Genomic DNA, 17,710 nt, shown 5'->3' with positions numbered 1-17,710 from the left:
ACTACTCGCGATCTCTAGTCGTCAGACGTTCGATGCGCTTCTCATAGTTCGTGCCCTTGATGATCCGGTCCACCGCTATGCCGGGGGTGTGGATCCTGTCGGCGTCCAGCTCGCCGGGCTGCACCAGCTCTTCGACCTCCGCGACGCAGACCTTGCCAGCCGTCGCCATCATCGGGTTGAAGTTCCGGGCGGTCATGCGGTAGACGAGGTTGCCCTCTATGTCGCCCCTCTGCGCTTTCACGATCGAGAGGTCGGCGTGCAGGGCGGTCTCCATCACGTACATCTCGCCGTCGAACTCGCGCGTCTCCTTCCCTTCCGCAATGATCGTGCCGTAGCCGGTCTTGACGAAGAACGCAGGAATCCCCGCGCCGCCCGCGCGGCACCTTTCAGCAAGCGTCCCCTGTGGGTTGAACTCCAACTCCAACTCTCCCGAGAGGTACTGCCGCTCAAACTCGTCGTTCTCGCCGACGTAGCTCGAGACCATCTTCTTGATCTGCTTAGTCTGCAGGAGCACCCCCATACCAAAGTCGTCGACACCGCAGTTGTTGCTGATGACCGTGATGTCCTTGACGCCGCTGTCGTGCAGAGCCAGGATCAGGTGCTCGGGGATGCCGCAGAGCCCGAAGCCCCCCGCCATGATCGTCATGCCGTCGAACAGCAGCCCGTCGAGGGCTGCCGAGGCGTCTGGATAAACTTTGTTCATACGATCGCTCGGTATCGCCCATTCTACCGATGCGCGGAGCAAAAAAAATGGGCGGAACGACTAGCGCCCGCCCAAAGCAATCTGACAGTGCTATCTCTGTCACTTCTGACCCATCTATGACTTCGATGGTCGGGGAGTTGTTCCCGCGGCCGGCTGCAGTCCAGGTGGTTTTAAGGGACGCGGGAGAGAGTTGCCTTGAGGTTCTTCGCCAGCGCGCCGTTTGATGCGATGAAGTCACAACCCGCCGTCATGCCCGCCTGAATCAGCTCCTTCTCCTTGTGCCCAGATCTGCCGACGACCTTTCCACCCCCCTCCTTCAGCAACGGAATCGCGGCGACGAAATCCGGCACTGCAAGGTCTATGATCGCGATGTCGAAGTCTGGAGTTGTTTGCGGCGCTTCTCCCAGCACCTCGACGGTCGCGCCGAACGCCTCGGCGGCGCCCTTCAGCCGAACCGTCCACATCAAATTCCGATCTAGCAACAACAGCTTCACTTGCCTGCACGCTACCACATCGGCTTTAGGTCAAAAACCCGCACCAAGTCCATCAGCGCATCTTCTACACTGTTGACAGCCAATGGACGTTCAGAAGATCAGCGGTAAGCGCCATCAGGGTCTGGGCAACTCGCAGAAAGAGTTGCGGTTCGTCGCAGATGGTGCGGCCGACGGCTCTCTCTCTGACGAAGAGCTGACGGCATGGCTGAAGGCAGCTTTCGACAACCCGCTGTCGCCCGAGGAGACAGCACAGCTAACCCTCGCGATGGCCCAGAGCGGAGAGCGGCTCGACCTGACCGGACTGCCGAAGCCGTGGGTGGACAAACACTCGACCGGCGGCGTCGGCGACAAGACCACCATCGTCCTGCTGCCACTGCTCGCGGCGTGCGGGCTGACGGTCGTCAAGATGTCCGGGCGCGGGCTCGGGATCACCGGTGGGACGGTTGACAAGCTTTCGTCAGTGCCGGGGTTCCGTCTCGACCTCACGCCAGAGGAGATGAAGGAGCAGGCCGCGCGAATCGGTATCGCGCTGACGGGCCAAACCCCGCGCCTCGCGCCGGCGGACAAGAAACTGTACGCGCTTCGCGACGTCACCGGCACCGTCGGGAGCGTACCGCTCATCGTCTCGTCGATCCTATCGAAGAAGATCGCAGGCGGCGCCGAGACGGTGATCCTCGACGTCAAGTGCGGCTCCGGCTCGTTCATGAAGACCTTGCCGGAAGCGAAAGCGCTGGCACAATCTCTGCACGATACCGCCATGTTATGCGATCTGAACTTATACACATCCATTACAGACATGGACCAGCCGCTCGGCCGCGCGGTCGGCAACGCGCTCGAGGTCAAAGAAGCGATCCGCGTGCTGCATGGCGAGGAGCAAGGCCGATTCAAAGACCTCTGCCTCCACTTCGCAGGCAAGACCCTAGCGGCAACGGGCAAGGGCACAGAAGACGACGCTCGCCAGACGCTAGATTCCGGCAGGGCCTTAGAAAAGGCCAAGGAGTGGTTCGACGCGCAGGGCGCAGACCTCTCGGTCTTTGAAACCGAGGACTGGTGCGCCAACTCCACGATCACGGAAGTACGACACGAAGGCGAGCCCGGCTGGGTCGAGCGCGTCGACGCGCAGGCGATCGGCCAAGCCGTCGTCGACATGGGCGGCGGACGCAAGCGCAAAGAAGACGAGATCGACCCGACCGTCGGCATCGTGTTGCACGTCGAGGTCGGCTACAAAGTCGAGCCGGGTCAGCTCTTACTACAAGTGCATGGCGTTGCAAGTGCAGCGAGCCAGGCTTTCCAAATCTCCGACTCACCGGTAGCCGCTAGGTCGATTCTACTGACATGATCTCCACACTGCTGCTAGCGATCTCGTTCGTGCCGAGTTCAGGTTCGTCCGACTTGCTCGACCACGCCTTCGCGCAGTGGAAGGCGACCCCGGAGATGCGAATTGAGGACGCCTACAAGTGGCTGTTCCACGCGACTCTCGGTGGCGAGCACGCAGTGCAAGACGTGAATAGTCCAAGGAATTGGATGGACAGCGAGTGGGCTTCGCTCGAACTCTCTGAGCAAGATGAGCCGGAGGTCGTCAAGCTCACTCCGGACGGGTCGGTGCTGCGCGTCAACCTGCGACCTTACAAGGACAGAGGAGGAAACAAGGAGATGCTGCTTTGGGCGTTCGTGTTCTCCGCCGAACGGTTCAAGGCCAACAAGTCAGTCTTCCGAAACGCATGGAACAATCTCGGCGACCGCCTGTCAGTAGCGAGCCAAGGCCACGTTACACGCAAGGAGTGGCAGCGGCTCGACGAAGAAACGCATGCGCTCGGCTACCCAGCGATCCACCACTCAAGGCAGTACGAACAGAAGTACAAACCCGCCTACCGCGTCGTGCTCGGCGAAATATGGAGCGCGGGCATTTAGCCCGCACCCCGGTCCGCGGGCGTTTGGCCCGCAGACTTCGTGAGACGACTCGATAGGCGCGGCTCGCGAGGACGCTCGACCTCCCAACCTGAACCAACCCGAACAAAACTCCTCCAGCCGTGTGCCACGGCCAGGCCCGGAGGGTCTGTCCGTGCGAATGTGGCTGCCATAACGCTGGGCGGCGCCACGGCAGTGGACTGAGAGTCCACAGGCCGGGTTGCGGACTAAGAGTCCGCGCTCCGACCAGGACAACTATCCTCATGTCCGATTCGCAAGATCCCGCGTCATGCGGCGGTTCCAACCGCTGAGCACCAGATGCTCGTCGGGGTGCTGGCATCCGTCTTCTACAACATCGTCGCCGGAGTGCATCTGCACGAGCACGGTCTTGCGCGTGCGGTCGCTGATGTTCGGCTTGGAGCCGTGCACCGTGAAGTAGTGGAAGAACGCCACGTCCCCCGGGGAGGCTTCGAGTGCGACGGAGTCTTCGATCGGATATCTCACGGCGAAGTCGGCGCTCTGCCCGCCAGAGTCCGGCATCCGCCCCATCTTGTGCGACCCCGCCACGACGCGGAGGCACCCCATCTCGTCCGTCGCCTCGGAAAGATGGATGACAGCGGCGATCATCGTGTCCTTCTCGCACGGGAAGTACGCCCAGTCCTGGTGCATCGGGATCGGCGCACCCTTCTCCGGCGGCTTGCTGAACAGCTTCGTGTGGTGCAGGACGATATCTGGTCCCAATAGGGCGCGCGCGCAGTCCAAGAACGGCTCGTGCAGCAGCGCGCGCATCCAAACCGCCGAGTACTGCTGCACGTTGTGCGTATGAATCAAGACGCTGTCCTCGTCCGTCCCCGCCCACCGCGCGTTGATCTCTTCCCCGCTCTCTTCAAGTTGCCTGACTATCCGATCGAAATCCGCAGCCATCGCATCAAGCAGCTCGCCGCCGAATACGCTCTTAGCCAGTGCAAAGCCATCGCGATCGAACTGTTCGGCAAACCCGGACATTGACATTCAACTCCTACCAATACGGCAATCAACCAGCGCCTGCTCCAACCGCTCCGTCGGCAGACCGATGACGTTGCTGACTGAGCCTTCGACTCTCGCTATGAAGCTCTGAGACTCGTCCTGCAGTCCGTACGCGCCGGCTTTGTCCATCGGCGAACCGGTTGCGACGTACGCTCGAATCTCGTCATCGGACAGCGCGTGGAACGTGACCTTGGTCGCCTCGGTGAACGCCGACAGCCCATCCGGCCACCGAAGGCAAACGCCCGTTACCACCGTGTGCGTCCGACCCGAAAGCTCGCGAAGCATCCGCCTCGCCTCGCCCTTGGTCGCGGGCTTGCCGAGCTGCCGCCACCCGCCCTCATGTGGCAGTGCGACCACGGTGTCTCCAGCGATCACCAGCGCATCGGGGTGCTTTTCGGCCACGAACAGCGCCTTCTCGCGAGCCGTCCGCTGTACGCTGTCCCAGGGGTCTTCGCTGGTCAGTCGCGACTCGTCGAGATCTGCCGGTACCACGGTGAAATCGCTCACCAGGCTGCGCAACAGCTCCTGACGACGAGGAGACGCGCTGGCAAGCACCACCGACAAGCTCAGTTCAAGCACCCGCAGATTGTATCCGCTCCATCCCAAACCGAACGGCAAGCCACCTGATACAATTGGTCAGAGGTCAACATTTGCGAGTCCCATTCCTTGATCTAAGAGCGCAAACCGACGAGGTTCGCGAGAGTATCGATTCTTCGATCGCCGAGATATTCGACTCAAGCGCGTTCGTGCTCGGAAAGTACTGCACCCAGTTCGAAGACGAAATCGCACGGCGCCACGGCGTCAAGTACGGGGTAGCGGTGAACAGCGGTACCGACGCCCTGCGGATCGCGCTCCAAGCTGCGCGAATCGGCGAAGGGGACGAGGTCATCACGAGCGCGTTCACGTTCGTCGCGAGCGTCGAGGTCATCGCGCAGCTCGGCGCGGTACCGGTCTTCGTCGACATCGAGGCGGACACGTTCCATATGAATCCGAGCTTGATCGAAGCCGCGATCACGCCGCGCACGAAGGCGATCATGCCGATCCACTTGTTCGGACAGCTCGCGGCAGCAAAGCAGATCAAGCAGATTGCCGACCAGAACGGCCTGACGGTCATCGAGGACTCGGCGCAAGCGTTGGACAACCACTGCGACGGCGTCTACACCGGAAAGTTCGGCCTCGCCGCTGGATTCAGCTTTTACGTCACCAAGAACCTTGGCGCTGCCGGCGACGGCGGGTTGATCCTGACCGACGACGAAGAGATCAGGGACAAGTCGCTTTCACTGCGGATTCACGGCATGGGCAAGGAGCGGTACTACTACGACGACCTCGGCTACACGAGCCGGATGGCGGAGATCCAGGCGGCGGTGTTGTGCGCAAAGCTTGAGAAGCTCGACGGATGGAATGCGCGCCGGGCGGAGTTGGCACAGGTTTACATCGACGGGCTAGAAGGAACCGACGTCGAGACCCCCGTCACATCGGCTGGCAACAACCACACGTACCATCAGTTCGCGATCCGGTGCGACAGCCGCGGCGAGCTGATGAAGCACCTTCAGGAAAGCGAGGTCTCCTGCAGCATTTTCTACCCTGTCCCGCTCCATCTGCACGCGCCGTACCGAGCGTTCGGCGGCGGCGAGGGGAGTCTGCCGGTCACCGAGCGCGTGTCCAAGCAAGTGCTATCGCTGCCGATCAATCCCCATCTGTCAGAAGAACAGGTTCGGTTCGTTTGCCAGTCGATTCAGCGTTTTTGCGCACGGTGCATTACGGCACGCTGATTGCAGGCTGAACACTCGCCCGTCGATCAAACGTCCGAGAAATGATTGTCCAGAGCAGTCCATGTTGAACAAACGCCATAGCTTCCGCAGAGCCGCAGCCGTTATCGCCCTTGCTGCGGCGGTGTGCGCGCTGGGCGGCGGCACGACGACATCGAGCAAGGAAACACAACAAAGCAAAGACGCAAGTCGCGTTCTAATAGTCATCAACCAAGCCAGCCCCGACTCCGTCCAGGTCGGCAGCTACTACCGAAACAAGCGAGGAATCCCTAAGACAAACGTTGTTTTCATCAACGTGCGGGACTCGGAGACGATCCCGATCGCCAGGTATAGATCTGAGATTGAAGCCCCGGTGCGAACCGCGATCAAAGCTCTTTCAAAGCCCATCGACTTCATCGTGCTGACGAAGGGCATTCCGATCCGAATATCCGGAAAGCCGGGGTATTCGGTCGACGGCCACCTTGGAGGCATGGACGTCAACTTCCGTCCAAAGAGCGAAAACGACTCGAAGATCGGTCGTTTCGCGAATAATCCGTACTACCGGAAGAGCGAACCGTTCAGCAGCAAGAAGTATGGCTACTACCTTGTCACACGGCTCGACGGTTATACGCTTGAAGACGCGAAGCGCCTCGTCGACAACTCGCTGGCCGCAAAGGGCGACAAGGGGCCGTTCTTCTTCGACACAGCCGCCAATAGAAGAAAAGGCGATTACCTGACTTGGCAGAAGAAGCTGACTGGGGCGCACAATACGCTGACGAAGAAGGGGTTTGATTCGCGACTTGAGGAAACCGCCAAGTTCGTCGCGCCACAATACGCGCTCATGGGGTACGCGAGCTGGGGCAGCAACGACGGCGCGTACGACAAGGCGACGTACAGGAGGATAAAGTTCAAGCCTGGGGCGATCTGCGAGACGTTCGTCTCTACCAGCGCGAGGACGTTCAAGCACACGGACAAGGGCCAAAGCGTTATCACTGACCTGATCGCCAACGGTGTGACGGGAATAAAGGGCTATGTCAGCGAACCGTTCACGTTTGCGCTCGCCGACACAGAAATACTGTTCGACCGATACACGAGCGGCTACAACCTCGCCGAGAGCTTCTACATGGCGTCGGCAGTCATCAAATGGAAGGACCTGGTCATCGGCGACCCGCTCTGCAGCCCATACGCGAAGTCGGACTAGCGCTGCTTTCGGAGCAGAGCAAGCAGCATCGGCGCGCCGATGATCGCTGTTACAGCGCCCAGCGGTAGCTCCATGAACTCGAACGCCCTCTGCGCAATCACATCCGCAAAAAGCAGAACCGCCGTGCCAGTCAGCGCCGAGCCGAGCAAAGAGATGCGCAGGTCGAGTCCGACGATTCGGCGGGCTATGTGCGGGGCGACCAAGCCGAGAAAACCGATGATGCCAGCAGAGCCCACGGCCATAGCCGTCATCAGTGTGACCGTCAGCAGGGTGATCGCCCGCAGCCGGGGTACATCGACGCCCAGGCGCTCTGACGTGAACTCACCTACGGAGAACGCGTTGAGAGCCCGCGTCTGGGTCTGAAGAACCGCGAGGCAGACCAGCAGCACGACCGCCAGCGTCTCCACCCGCGGCCACTGCAGATCGGCGGTCGTGCCCAGCAGCCAGCGCAGAATTTGATTCGTGTCTTGCCCAGCGGCCAAGAGCATCGCGGTCATCGCAGAAGCCAGCATCGCCGATACCACGACGCCGGCGATCAGCATCGTTGTGATCGAGATGCGTCCGCCCTTGCGGGCGATCGCGACTACGAGCCACAGCGTGAGCATTCCTCCCACGAACGCCAGGCCGAGCTTGCCGAGCCCGTACGCCGCGCCAGATACGCCGAGCATCAGCGCGACCGTCCCCCCGATCCCGGCCCCAGAAGAAACGCCGAGCACGTACGGTTCGGCCAGCGGGTTGCGAAACAGCGATTGAAACGCGCTTCCGGCCGCACCCAAGATCGCGCCGATCAGCGCGCAACCAACGGCCCGAGGCATCCTCAGCTGCCATACGATCACGTTCGCCTGCTCGTCGCCTCCGTAACCGGCGAACAGCTCGCGCAGCACGTCCACCAGATTGACCGCGCTAGAGCTTCCGAGTCCGATATGCAGCACGAACGCTAACGCCGCCGCGATGAGCAGCGCGCACAGCTTCGCTACGATCGATTTGCTCAAGAGCACGGCCAGCATTATGGGCCAGAGGTATCATCAAATGCGGTGACCCTAGCTACTCTTTCGCAACGGGCGAGACGGCTCCAACCATCACCTACGCTCGCCATGGCGACGAAGGCGAAGCAGATGAAGGCCGAGGGAGTGGACGTCGTCTCGTTCGCAGCGGGTGAGCCGGACTTCGACACACCCCGCGCGATCACCGAGGCGGGAAAGGCTGCGCTCGACGCTGGCCAGACCCGATACTCCCCGACCTCCGGTTCGCTCGACCTGCGGCAGGCAATAGCAGAAAAGCTCAAACGCGAAAACGGACTCGATTACGACCCCAAAGAGACGATGGTCTCGACCGGCGCAAAGCAGTGCATCTACAACGCGGTCCAGGTGCTTGTCGACGAAGGCGACGAGGTCGTCATCCCCGCACCGTTCTGGATGACGTATGAGGCGCAGGTCCAGTTGGCCGGCGGCACTGCGGTCATCGTCCCCTCGACTTACGAAGAGGGATTCGTTCCGCCGCCGGAGAGGATCGCAGAGGCAGTCACACCAAGAACGAAGGCGATCATGCTCAATACGCCGTGCAACCCAAGCGGCGGAGCGATCAAGCGCGAAGACCTCGAGGCGATTGCGGAGATCGCGGTCAAGAACGACCTTTGGATCATCAGCGACGAGATCTACGAGCACCTGACGTACGGGCACGAACACACCAGTATCGCGACGTTCTCAGAGGAGGTCAAAGGTAGAACGGTAACGGTCACGGGCTGCTCCAAGAGCTACGCGATGACCGGCTGGCGAATCGGCTTCATCGCCGGCCCGCTCGACGTCATCAAGGCGATGACCAACCTGCAGGACCAGGTCACCAGCGGCGCTACGACCTTCAGCCAAGCCGGGGCAGTCGCGGCGCTCAACCTCGACCGGGCAGAGGTCGAAAAGATGCGCGCGACGTTTGAGCGCAGACGAAACCTGATCACGCAGAGGCTCCGTGAAATACCAGACCTCCGCGTCCGCGACCCGCTTGGCGCCTTCTACGTATTCCCCGATTTCTCGGCCTACATCGGCGGCAAGTGCCAGGACGACGCCCAACTCGCGGCATACCTCCTCGAAGAGGCCAGGATCGCGACAGTGCCGGGCACCGTCTTCTATGGCCCTGGGCACCTCCGCCTCAGCTACGCGCTCAGCGAAGAGGACATTGAAAAGGGCACGGCGCGCATCGCAGAAGCCCTGCAGAAGCTCTCCCGATGATCCCGAAGGAAATCCCGCTTAAAGACGAGAGCCTGTTCAACCTGGCGATGACGCATCGCTCGGCCGTGGACGACTCGCTGAAGGACAGCTACGAGCGAATGGAGTTCTTCGGCGACGCGGTGCTGGGGCTGGTCGTAGCACAATATTTATACGAGCACCATCCTGAATGGGATCAGGGCGACATGAGCAAGGCGCGGGCAAGCGTCGTTCAAGAAGGCCCGTTGGCGGAGTCGGCGCTGCGCCTCGGTCTGGACGAGAAGATGGTTCTCGGTGCCGGCGAAGAGGCCACCGGCGGTCGGAGAAGGCCGTCAATACTGTGCGACGTGTTCGAGTCCGTGATCGGAGCGATCTACATCGAGTCCGGACTTGAGAAAGCACGGTGGTTTGTACTAGAGCAATTGCATCCGTTTCTCATGCAGATCAGCGCCGGCGACGTAAGTCCGCACGACCACAAGTCGCGGCTTCAGGAAGTCGCACAAGCCATTTGGCGCAAAACGCCCGAATACCGAGTCTCGGGACACGGATCAAGCGAGCACGAAAGACGGTTCAACATTCAAGTCTTGTTCGACAATGAAGTCATGGGAGAGGGGTTTGGCCGGTCCAAGAAGGAGGCCGAGCAGGCAGCGGCCAAAGACGCGCTGGAAGTCATTGAGCGCGCCAGGCGAGCCCGAGAGCAGGCTGACGAGTCGCGCCGACAGTAGTCTCGTTCCTCGCAATTGCACCAGATTCAGGTGAAAATTTCGGAACTGTTCGCTTTAGGCATGAGTCTAGATAACCCCTGGTGTATCATTGGGTGGTATCTGGCGGGTTCGTCAGGTCACATTTGGTTGGCTTGCTACCGCAGCCAGAGTTTGATCTTTTAGACAATATGAGTTTCTGGAGCCAGTGGCTCCAGGGAGTGGTAATTCGATGCGACGTAACGTTTATGCGATGACCGCATGCTTAGCGGTCTTGGCTCTAGGGACATTTGCGCTTGCGCAATCTGTGCCTAATCCATTCATCAAGAAGCCCGCGCCCACGCTCGAAGCGTTGTTGGGGCAAATCGACAGCGATCCGATCGTGATGGATCGGTATATGCGGCACTTTGGCATGATGCCCGAAGAGGTGCTGTCTTACATCGGCACGCTCTCTTTGGGGACCGTCAAAGAGGACGGTGTGTACTTGATGTACAACACGCCAGAGAGCGGCGAGATCCGGGCGCGCGTCCTCTTCTTCAAGAAGGGCACGAAAGTTTGGGTTGACGTTGCGGGCACGTACATCCTGAAAGTCTCGTGCGGGAACCCGATGGTCCGTGGGACCGACGACCGCGTGGTTGAGCAGGACGAGACTGTGGCTTTGCAGCCGACTGGAACTCTTCGCGAGCTGGCTGGGTCGCCCCCGTCGGGCATCGGACATCAAGAGCTTGTGGCAACGACGCAAACGCCGGGACTCCCCGACGTCAACGCGATGCTGTTGGCACACGCGCCGCCACCGCTGCCGGTCTTCACGAGTTCGCCGCAGCTCATCGGAGCTCTCGTCGTACCGTTTACAGCTGGGTTCCTCTTCAACAGAGGCAATCCCATTCCAGAGCCAGCAACGCTACTGGCCTTAGGCATGGCGATTTCTGGATTCGTCGTCGCTCGGCGCAAACGAAAGGTCGCTTAACAAACCGATCCGCTTCACCACGCAGCCGCCCCTCAACGACCACATTTGAGGGGCGGCGACTGTTCTATCCAAGCTCGATCACGGTCGGCGAGGGCTCTGCGTTGAAGCTCTTCGCGACACCTCCCGCGATGTGGAGGATGTTCTCGATCCGCACGCCAAACCGCCCTGGCAGATAGATTCCAGGCTCGTCGCTGAAGCAGTGCCCTTCTTCGAGCAGTTCTGTGTTCCCTTCGACCATGTACGGCTCCTCGTGAACGCGCATCCCAAGCCCGTGGCCCGTGCGGTGTGTGAAGAACTCGCCGTACCCAGCGTCCGTGATTACTTTCCTTGCTGCTCGATCGACTTCTTGACAGGCGACGCCCTCCTTGGCGGCTTCTCGCGCGGCCATGTGCGCGGCGTGGACGATCTCGTACACCTTCTTCGCCTCGTCGCTCGCCTGGCCGACGCAGACGGTGCGCGTGATGTCGCTGTGGTACCCCTTGTAGCCGCACCCGAAGTCCATGATCAGCACGTCGCCGTCCTGGATGACCGTCCGGTCGGTGTAGTGGTGCGGCTCGGCGCCGTTCGCTCCCGTCGCGGCGATGCAGAAACTGACCAAGCCGCCGCGGTTCTGCATCCCCTGCGTCAGCAGCATCGCGACGTCCCACTCGGTCATGCCCGACTTGATCTGAGGCATCACCTCGTCCCAAGTCGCGTCGGCGTACCGCGCAGTCTTGTACAGGTTCTCCAGCTCCTCCGGGTCCTTCCTGCGCATGAGCTGAGCGATCAGCGAGAACCCCTTGCGATACTTTGCACCGGGCGCGACGGCCTGCATCGGCAACAGGTACTGCGCGGGCATCTCGTCGTCGACCGCGACGGTCGCGTCCGCCAGCCCCCAGTCTTCGACCAACTGCCGGTAGTGCGCCATAGGGTCTTCCCCGTCCTTCCACGTCCGCACGTCCTCGATCCCGCAGCGCCGCGCCTGGTTCTCGCTCAGCGACGGGCAGATCATCCGCACGCTCCCGTCGCTACGGATGCTGAGCGTCAGGAACCGCTCGCCCCCGCCCTCGGTGAAGCCGTGCAGATACCCCATGTTTACGGTACTGCTCAGCACCAGCGCATCCACGCCCTCGCTCTTCAGAACGTCCGCAAGCCGCGCCAGCCTGCTGCCCTTCATCACGCCAGTAGACATCGTAACGACGAGTATGGCACGGGCTCACGCTGCTCTCGGCTAGGCTGTATAATGCGGGATGTTGGCGGATCGTCTAATGGCAGGACTCTACTTTTTGGTGGTAGCTATCTAAGTTCGAATCTTAGTCCGCCAGCCAACTCATTTCAAAATCACGGTGCGACAGAACGCGTATAATTCCCTTCGAAGGAGTACTTCATGTTGGCCCTTACTATAGCCGCGCTGCTCTGTCAGACGCAATTATCGGACGACCTGCTGATCGAGTCACTGAGTAGGGCCTCTCTGCCATTGAAGACTGTCGTCGCTGGAAATGGGTTCGACGACATGGCACTGATGGCAAAGTCGCTTCAAGGTGTCGAGGTCGTTGGAATGGGCGAGCCGACGCACGGCTCTCGTGAGGTGTTCCAGATGAAGCACCGCATGTTCGAATACCTCGTCGAGAACCATGGCTTTACCGTGTTCGCGCTAGAGTCCAACATGTCGGATACAGTTGCTCTGGATCGCTATGTCCTCTACGGTGAGGGATCCGTACAAGAGGCCGCTAGGGCACAGGGATTCTGGACGTGGTCGACCGAGGAGATCGTCGATCTGCTCGAATGGATGCGAACGTATAACACAGACCCAGAGCATCTTCAGAAACTCAGGGTGGTCGGAATCGACATGCAGAACCAAGCCACGTGCACGCTCTACTTTCAGAAGATTTGTCGAATATTGAACAGCGATGGTCAGGCGCAGTTTTGGGAAGAGATGAGTTGGGATGATCCGACGGACGAGCAGATGTCAGAGTTCGCAGACATTGTTTCGCGCGACTTACCTGTCGTAAGGGAGAAGGTCGGCGAGGACGCCGCGAGGCTCTATGAGCGTATGGTCGTCGTGTACAAGCAGGCTGTCGACAACAATAGGATCAAGCACTTCATCTGGGCCAGAAGCAAGGCGCTCCCACATCTTGCTGAAACGTTCAAATCCGTCGAGAACCTGATGCAAGGCTCAAGGAACATGCCAGATGGTGTCGAAGCAGGCCTGTCGTTCTTGGTAGAGCACGAGAACAGGAGAGTCGCAGAAGAGAGCGTCGACAAAGATAGCTTTATGAAACGTGCGCTGGCAATAAGAAAGTACGCGAATTCACAGGGCGACAAAGCGCAGGCGTACACACGTTGCGCAGAGGTTTTAGAGTTCCTCGCGCTCGCGCAAGGCATGTCTGGGCTGAACGTTTCGGCACACAGAGATCAAAGCATGGCGGAAAACTTGCTCTGGATACAAGACACGTATTTGCCCGGAGCGAAGGTCATGCTTTGGGCGCATAACTATCACGTAAGCAGGCTCCTCGTAAACGACAAGCCGATGATGACCGGGGCGTTCCTCGCTGAATCGCTCGGCGAAAAATACTTCCCAGTCGGGTTCTCGTTCTACGAAGGCGGGTTCCGGGCTGTTGGAACCGATGGGAAGTTGAAAGCTTGGAGCGTTCCAGCGGCTAGGAAAGGATCTATCGACGAGGCATTCAAAAGGGTCGGATACTGTCAGTTTTTCATTGACTTTGGACAACTCGACGAAACGGGTCGGAAATGGGCCTCGCAGCTGCACTCGACAAGAAACTACGGGGCGGTGAACAACGAGGCCCAGGCTGACTCGTATTGGGGCGAGATTACGCCCGGTCAGATGTACGCAGGAATGATCTTCATTGCTAAGACTAAGCCTGCCAGGGCCATAGACTAGACGTTCGCCAGCCAATCTCCTCACGGAGATTCACAGCCCTCGGTACACTGATCTCAGAATGGATCGAGGCTATTTTAGGTACCCCGTCCCGGCCAACGAGCCGATCAAGAGCTACGCCCCCGGTTCGCCGGAGCGTGCCTCTCTGAAAGCAAAGCTCGCCGAGCTTAAGTCGCACCAGGCGGACATCCCGATGGTCATCAACGGCGAAGACGTTCGCACGGGGAACACAGTCTCCATCCACCCTCCGCACGAGACGGCCCACACGCTCGGCCACTACCACAAGGGCGACAAGAGCCACGTCACCGCCGCGATCGACGCAGCTCTACAGGCGAGGGAGTCATGGGGCGACACGCCCTGGCAAGAGCGCGCCGCGATCTTCCTGCGCGCAGCCGAGCTGATCGCCACGAAGTACCGCGACGACATCAACGCCACAACGATGCTCTGTCAGAGCAAGAACGTCTTTCAGGCCGAGGTCGACGCCGCCTGCGAACTCGCCGACTTCCTGCGGTTCAACGTCCACTTCCTCAGCGAGATTTACCGCCAGCAGCCGGTCAGCGGCCCAGGCGTGCACAACCGCACCGAGTACCGCCCGCTCGAAGGGTTCGTGCTCGCGATCTCGCCGTTCAACTTCACCGCGATCGGCGGGAATCTGAGCAGCGCGCCCGCAATGTGCGGCAACGTCGTTGTCTGGAAGCCCTCCTCGACACAGGTCTACAGCGCGCACATGACGATGAGGATCTTCCAGGAAGCCGGACTTCCGCCAGGGGTCATCAACCTGATCTACACGGACGGCCCGACGGTGGGAGACACCACGTTTAGCCACCCGGACTTCGCGGGCGTTCACTTCACCGGCTCAACGGGCACGTTCCAGCACATGTGGCGCACGATGGGCGCGAACATCGCCAACTACAAGTCTTACCCGCGCATCGTCGGAGAGACCGGCGGCAAGGACTTCATCGTCGCGCACAAGAGCGCGGACCCCGACGTTGTCGTCACCGCGATCATCCGCGGCGCGTTCGAGTACGCGGGCCAGAAGTGCTCCGCCGCGAGCCGCGTCTACATCCCCAGCAACCTCGCCGACGAGATCAGAGCCAAGCTCGTCGAGACGACCAAGGGCCTTAAAACGGGTTCGGTCGAGGACTTCTCGAACTTTGTGAACGCCGTGATCGACGAGAAGAGCTACGAGAACATCATGGGCTACATCGAGGGCGTCAAGTGCGACTGCGACTGCGAGATACTTGCCGGCGGAAAAGGAGACAAGAGCGACGGATACTTTATCGAACCGACGATCATCGAGAGCAAAAACCCTAAATCGACGACCATGTGCGAGGAGATATTCGGCCCAGTCTTGACGTTCTACGTCTACGACGCCGAGGACTTCGAGGGCTGTCTTGATCTCGTTGATTCGACCTCCGAATACGCCCTCACCGGAGCGGTCATAGCAACTGACCGCGCCGCGGTCGACTTTGCAACGAAGCGTCTCCAGAACGCTGCGGGCAACTTCTACATCAACGACAAGTGCACCGGCGCGGTGGTCGGCCAGCAGCCGTTCGGCGGCGCGCGCGGAAGCGGCACTAACGACAAGGCAGGATCGATGCTCAACCTCTACCGATGGCTCAGCGCGCGCACGGTCAAAGAGACGTTCGTCCCACCGACCGACTACCGGTACCCGTTTATGGATGGGGAGTGAACGCACGCAGCTATTGGACATATAAGTCCTATAACTGGAATCTGCTGCATCCCCCCAAATTAGCGCGAGCTTTTCATTAGTCAGAATCTCAAGACTGCAATGCCAACCACTAAATACAGTATTCAGCAGATGGACTGCCCCACCGAAGAGCAGATCATCCGCAACCGTCTCAAGACCATCGACGGCGTGGGCGAGTTGGAGTTCGACCTGGTCAATCGAATCCTGACGGTAGAGCACTCGCTGGGCAAAGACCACACGATCTTAGCGGCCTTGAAATCCGTCGGCATGGGGCCGGCTGACGAAGGCGGCGACAAGAATCGCTACAAGAACCTCCTGGTCGGCGTCGCGCTGGCTCTCGCAATCGGTGCGGAGGTGTTCCACCAACTGACAAGGGGAAACTATGAGGGCGTGACCATCGCCATGTCGCTGGTCGCGATCGCGCTCGGGGGCGTGCCCGTTCTGAAAAAAGCGCTCATCTCCGTCCGGACGTTCACGCTCAACATCAACTTTCTCATGGCCCTGGCGACGGTCGGCGCGCTGGCGATCGGTGCGTGGGCGGAGGCGGCGATGGTCATCGTGCTCTTCGCCATAGCCGAGATGATCGAGTCGCACTCGCTCGACCGCGCGCGCGACGCGACGCGCTCTCTCATGGACCTCGCGCCGAGCGAAGCGCTCGTGCAAGGCGACGACGGCGAGTTCTACACTGCGATGACGGGGGACGTCGAAGTCGGCGCCGTCGTACGAGTCAGGCCTGGCGAGCGCATTCCTTTTGACGGCGAGGTCGTGTCGGGGCATTCGGACGTCGATCAGTCTTCCATTACTGGCGAGAGCATGCCGCTGCCGAAAGAGAAAGGCGACGTCGTGTTTGCAGGGACCGTGAACGGTGCCGGCTCCATCGACTTTCGAGTCGAGCACACGACCGGCGATACGACGCTCGACCGCATCGTTGCGACGGTGCAGGACGCACAGGGCAAGCGCGCACCCGTGCAACGGCTGGTCGACAAGTTCGCAAGGTGGTACACGCCGTCCGTCGTACTGCTGGCGGTGCTCGTCGCGACCGTCCCTCCACTGATGGGCGAGCCGTTCAGGGAGTGGCTGTACAAGGCGCTCGTCCTGCTCGTGATCGCGTGCCCCTGCGCGCTAGTGATCTCGACCCCCGTCGCTCTGGTCAGCGCCCTTACCCGCGCGGCCAAGATGGGCATCCTCATCAAGGGCGGCATGCACATCGAGACCGCGCGCGGCGTCACCGACGTTGCGCTCGACAAAACAGGAACTCTTACCGAAGGCAAGCCGCGCGTCGTCGCCGTCGAAACATTGATGGAGATAGCCAGCGAAGACGCGCTTAGGGTGGCGGCCGCCGTTGAGGCGCGGTCCGAGCACCCGGTCGCCCAGGCGATCGTCGCTGCGGCCGATCGTCGCACGACGGCGACTGAATTCCTATCGGTACCCGGCCGAGGCGCCGAGGCGACCGTCCAGGGCAAGCGGTACCGGATCGGCAATCACCGCTGGATCCATGAGCACGGGCTCTGTTCGGACGAGCTGGAACAAAAGCTCCAGAGGCACGAAGAGCAAGGCCGCACGGTCGTCGTCCTGTGGGGCGACAGAGGGCCGGTCGCTCTGATCGCAGTCGCTGATGCGCTCAGGGATTCGTCCAAGTTGGCAATAGAAGAGTTGCACAAACTCGGCATCGAGACCCACCTCCTCACCGGCGACAACGCCACGACCGCCGCTGCAATCGCAGGGCAGGCAGGCATCACCAATCAGTACGCGGAGATGCTCCCCGAGGACAAGCTCGAGTGGATCGACAATTTGGTCGGTGAAGGAAAGATCATCGCCATGGTCGGCGACGGGATCAACGACACGCCTGCCCTCGCCAGGGCTAACGTCGGCATCGCCATGGGCGCCGCCGGCACGGACGCCGCGCTCGAGACCGCCGACGTCGCACTGATGAAGGACGACCTCTCCGCCCTTCCCCGCTTCCTCCGCCTGAGCCGCGCGACGTGGTCGATTCTGTGGCAGAACATAATAGCGAGCATCGCGATCAAGGCCGCGTTCATCGTGCTCGACTTCATGGGGCTCGCGACTCTCTGGATGGCCGTGTTCGCAGACATGGGCGTCAGCCTGATGGTCGTTTTCAACGGGATGCGCCTGCTCGGATTCGAAAAGCGGCGCTGACCCCTGCCCGTCCGAAGG

General features: G+C 60.7%; 16 protein-coding genes and 1 tRNA gene. 11 read left to right on the top strand and 6 right to left on the bottom strand.

What is annotated here, in order from left to right; genetic code table 11:
• Position 1 precedes the first annotated feature (1 nt).
• Positions 2-703, bottom strand: a complete 702-nt coding sequence (locus tag IH944_03075; protein ID MCH7903530.1) for a CoA transferase subunit A — start codon at positions 701-703, stop codon at positions 2-4.
• Positions 704-873: 170 nt separating this feature from the next.
• Entirely contained in the window at positions 874-1,197 is a 324-nt protein-coding gene (locus IH944_03070; GenBank protein ID MCH7903529.1) for a hypothetical protein, read from the bottom strand.
• A gap of 82 nt (positions 1,198-1,279) precedes the next feature.
• Here IH944_03070 and IH944_03065 point away from each other — a divergent pair, with 82 nt between their 5' ends.
• Positions 1,280-2,536, top strand: coding sequence for a thymidine phosphorylase (locus IH944_03065; GenBank protein MCH7903528.1), 1,257 nt, complete (start codon positions 1,280-1,282; stop codon positions 2,534-2,536).
• Positions 2,533-3,108 (top strand): hypothetical protein, encoded by a 576-nt coding sequence (locus IH944_03060; protein MCH7903527.1) that lies wholly within the window; start codon positions 2,533-2,535, stop codon positions 3,106-3,108. Before IH944_03065 ends, IH944_03060 begins: the two co-directional genes overlap by 4 nt.
• Before the next feature lie 258 nt (positions 3,109-3,366).
• Here IH944_03060 and IH944_03055 read toward each other — a convergent pair whose 3' ends face one another.
• Entirely contained in the window at positions 3,367-4,110 is a 744-nt protein-coding gene (locus tag IH944_03055; GenBank protein ID MCH7903526.1) for a phytanoyl-CoA dioxygenase family protein, read from the bottom strand.
• A gap of 6 nt (positions 4,111-4,116) precedes the next feature.
• Complete coding sequence (gene maf / locus IH944_03050) at positions 4,117-4,689, bottom strand: septum formation protein Maf (GenBank protein MCH7903525.1); 573 nt, start codon at positions 4,687-4,689, stop codon at positions 4,117-4,119.
• A gap of 92 nt (positions 4,690-4,781) precedes the next feature.
• On the opposite strand from maf, the gene IH944_03045 reads away from it, so the two are divergent.
• Complete coding sequence (locus IH944_03045) at positions 4,782-5,903, top strand: DegT/DnrJ/EryC1/StrS family aminotransferase (GenBank protein MCH7903524.1); 1,122 nt, start codon at positions 4,782-4,784, stop codon at positions 5,901-5,903.
• A 61-nt stretch (positions 5,904-5,964) separates the two neighbouring features.
• Entirely contained in the window at positions 5,965-7,080 is a 1,116-nt protein-coding gene (locus IH944_03040) for a TIGR03790 family protein (GenBank protein ID MCH7903523.1), read from the top strand.
• Here the strand turns inward: IH944_03040 and IH944_03035 are convergent.
• Positions 7,077-8,078, bottom strand: coding sequence for an iron ABC transporter permease (locus tag IH944_03035; GenBank protein ID MCH7903522.1), 1,002 nt, complete (start codon positions 8,076-8,078; stop codon positions 7,077-7,079). The genes IH944_03040 and IH944_03035 overlap by 4 nt on opposite strands.
• 96 nt (positions 8,079-8,174) lie before the next feature.
• On the opposite strand from IH944_03035, the gene IH944_03030 reads away from it, so the two are divergent.
• The 3 genes from IH944_03030 to IH944_03020 all read left to right on the top strand — a co-directional run bounded on the left by IH944_03030 (position 8,175) and on the right by IH944_03020 (position 10,946).
• Complete coding sequence (locus IH944_03030) at positions 8,175-9,302, top strand: pyridoxal phosphate-dependent aminotransferase (GenBank protein ID MCH7903521.1); 1,128 nt, start codon at positions 8,175-8,177, stop codon at positions 9,300-9,302.
• Positions 9,299-10,003, top strand: a complete 705-nt coding sequence (gene rnc, locus IH944_03025; protein ID MCH7903520.1) for a ribonuclease III — start codon at positions 9,299-9,301, stop codon at positions 10,001-10,003. Before IH944_03030 ends, rnc begins: the two co-directional genes overlap by 4 nt.
• Before the next feature lie 229 nt (positions 10,004-10,232).
• The gene (locus tag IH944_03020) at positions 10,233-10,946 is read left to right on the top strand and encodes a PEP-CTERM sorting domain-containing protein (protein MCH7903519.1); all 714 of its coding nucleotides are present in this window, start codon (positions 10,233-10,235) and stop codon (positions 10,944-10,946) included.
• Positions 10,947-11,010: 64 nt separating this feature from the next.
• On the opposite strand, the gene IH944_03015 is transcribed toward IH944_03020, so the two are convergent.
• Positions 11,011-12,117, bottom strand: a complete 1,107-nt coding sequence (locus IH944_03015; GenBank protein MCH7903518.1) for an aminopeptidase P family protein — start codon at positions 12,115-12,117, stop codon at positions 11,011-11,013.
• Between the two features lie 62 nt (positions 12,118-12,179).
• Here IH944_03015 and IH944_03010 point away from each other — a divergent pair.
• The 4 genes from IH944_03010 (at position 12,180) to cadA (ending at position 17,692) form a co-directional block, all read left to right on the top strand.
• Positions 12,180-12,253: transfer RNA gene (locus IH944_03010), tRNA-Gln, on the top strand.
• 59 nt (positions 12,254-12,312) lie between these two features.
• Positions 12,313-13,827, top strand: coding sequence for an erythromycin esterase family protein (locus tag IH944_03005; GenBank protein ID MCH7903517.1), 1,515 nt, complete (start codon positions 12,313-12,315; stop codon positions 13,825-13,827).
• Between the two features lie 58 nt (positions 13,828-13,885).
• Positions 13,886-15,517 (top strand): L-glutamate gamma-semialdehyde dehydrogenase, encoded by a 1,632-nt coding sequence (pruA, locus tag IH944_03000; GenBank protein ID MCH7903516.1) that lies wholly within the window; start codon positions 13,886-13,888, stop codon positions 15,515-15,517.
• A gap of 99 nt (positions 15,518-15,616) precedes the next feature.
• Positions 15,617-17,692: a cadmium-translocating P-type ATPase gene (gene cadA, locus IH944_02995; protein ID MCH7903515.1), complete on the top strand. Its 2,076-nt coding sequence runs from the start codon at positions 15,617-15,619 to the stop codon at positions 17,690-17,692.
• Positions 17,693-17,710 lie beyond the last annotated feature (18 nt).

It is taken from the genome of Armatimonadota bacterium (assembly GCA_022563855.1).
Lineage (GTDB): Bacteria > Armatimonadota > Fimbriimonadia > Fimbriimonadales > Fimbriimonadaceae > JADFMN01.
Note: the sequence above shows the minus strand (reverse complement) of the source record. Positions and strands in the feature narration are given on the sequence as shown.

Bases quoted from the DNA above. Each gene is read 5' to 3' on its own strand.
- cadA (MCH7903515.1), top strand. From the start codon at position 15,617: ATGCCAACCACTAAATACAGTATTCAGCAGATGGACTGCCCCACCGAA.
- IH944_03030 (MCH7903521.1), top strand. From the start codon at position 8,175: ATGGCGACGAAGGCGAAGCAGATGAAGGCCGAGGGAGTGGACGTCGTC.
- IH944_03020 (MCH7903519.1), top strand. From the start codon at position 10,233: ATGACCGCATGCTTAGCGGTCTTGGCTCTAGGGACATTTGCGCTTGCG.
- IH944_03005 (MCH7903517.1), top strand. From the start codon at position 12,313: ATGTTGGCCCTTACTATAGCCGCGCTGCTCTGTCAGACGCAATTATCG.
- IH944_03015 (MCH7903518.1), bottom strand. From the start codon at position 12,117: ATGTCTACTGGCGTGATGAAGGGCAGCAGGCTGGCGCGGCTTGCGGAC.
- IH944_03055 (MCH7903526.1), bottom strand. From the start codon at position 4,110: ATGTCCGGGTTTGCCGAACAGTTCGATCGCGATGGCTTTGCACTGGCT.
- pruA (MCH7903516.1), top strand. From the start codon at position 13,886: ATGGATCGAGGCTATTTTAGGTACCCCGTCCCGGCCAACGAGCCGATC.
- IH944_03065 (MCH7903528.1), top strand. From the start codon at position 1,280: ATGGACGTTCAGAAGATCAGCGGTAAGCGCCATCAGGGTCTGGGCAAC.
- IH944_03040 (MCH7903523.1), top strand. From the start codon at position 5,965: ATGTTGAACAAACGCCATAGCTTCCGCAGAGCCGCAGCCGTTATCGCC.
- IH944_03060 (MCH7903527.1), top strand. From the start codon at position 2,533: ATGATCTCCACACTGCTGCTAGCGATCTCGTTCGTGCCGAGTTCAGGT.
- IH944_03075 (MCH7903530.1), bottom strand. From the start codon at position 703: ATGAACAAAGTTTATCCAGACGCCTCGGCAGCCCTCGACGGGCTGCTG.
- rnc (MCH7903520.1), top strand. From the start codon at position 9,299: ATGATCCCGAAGGAAATCCCGCTTAAAGACGAGAGCCTGTTCAACCTG.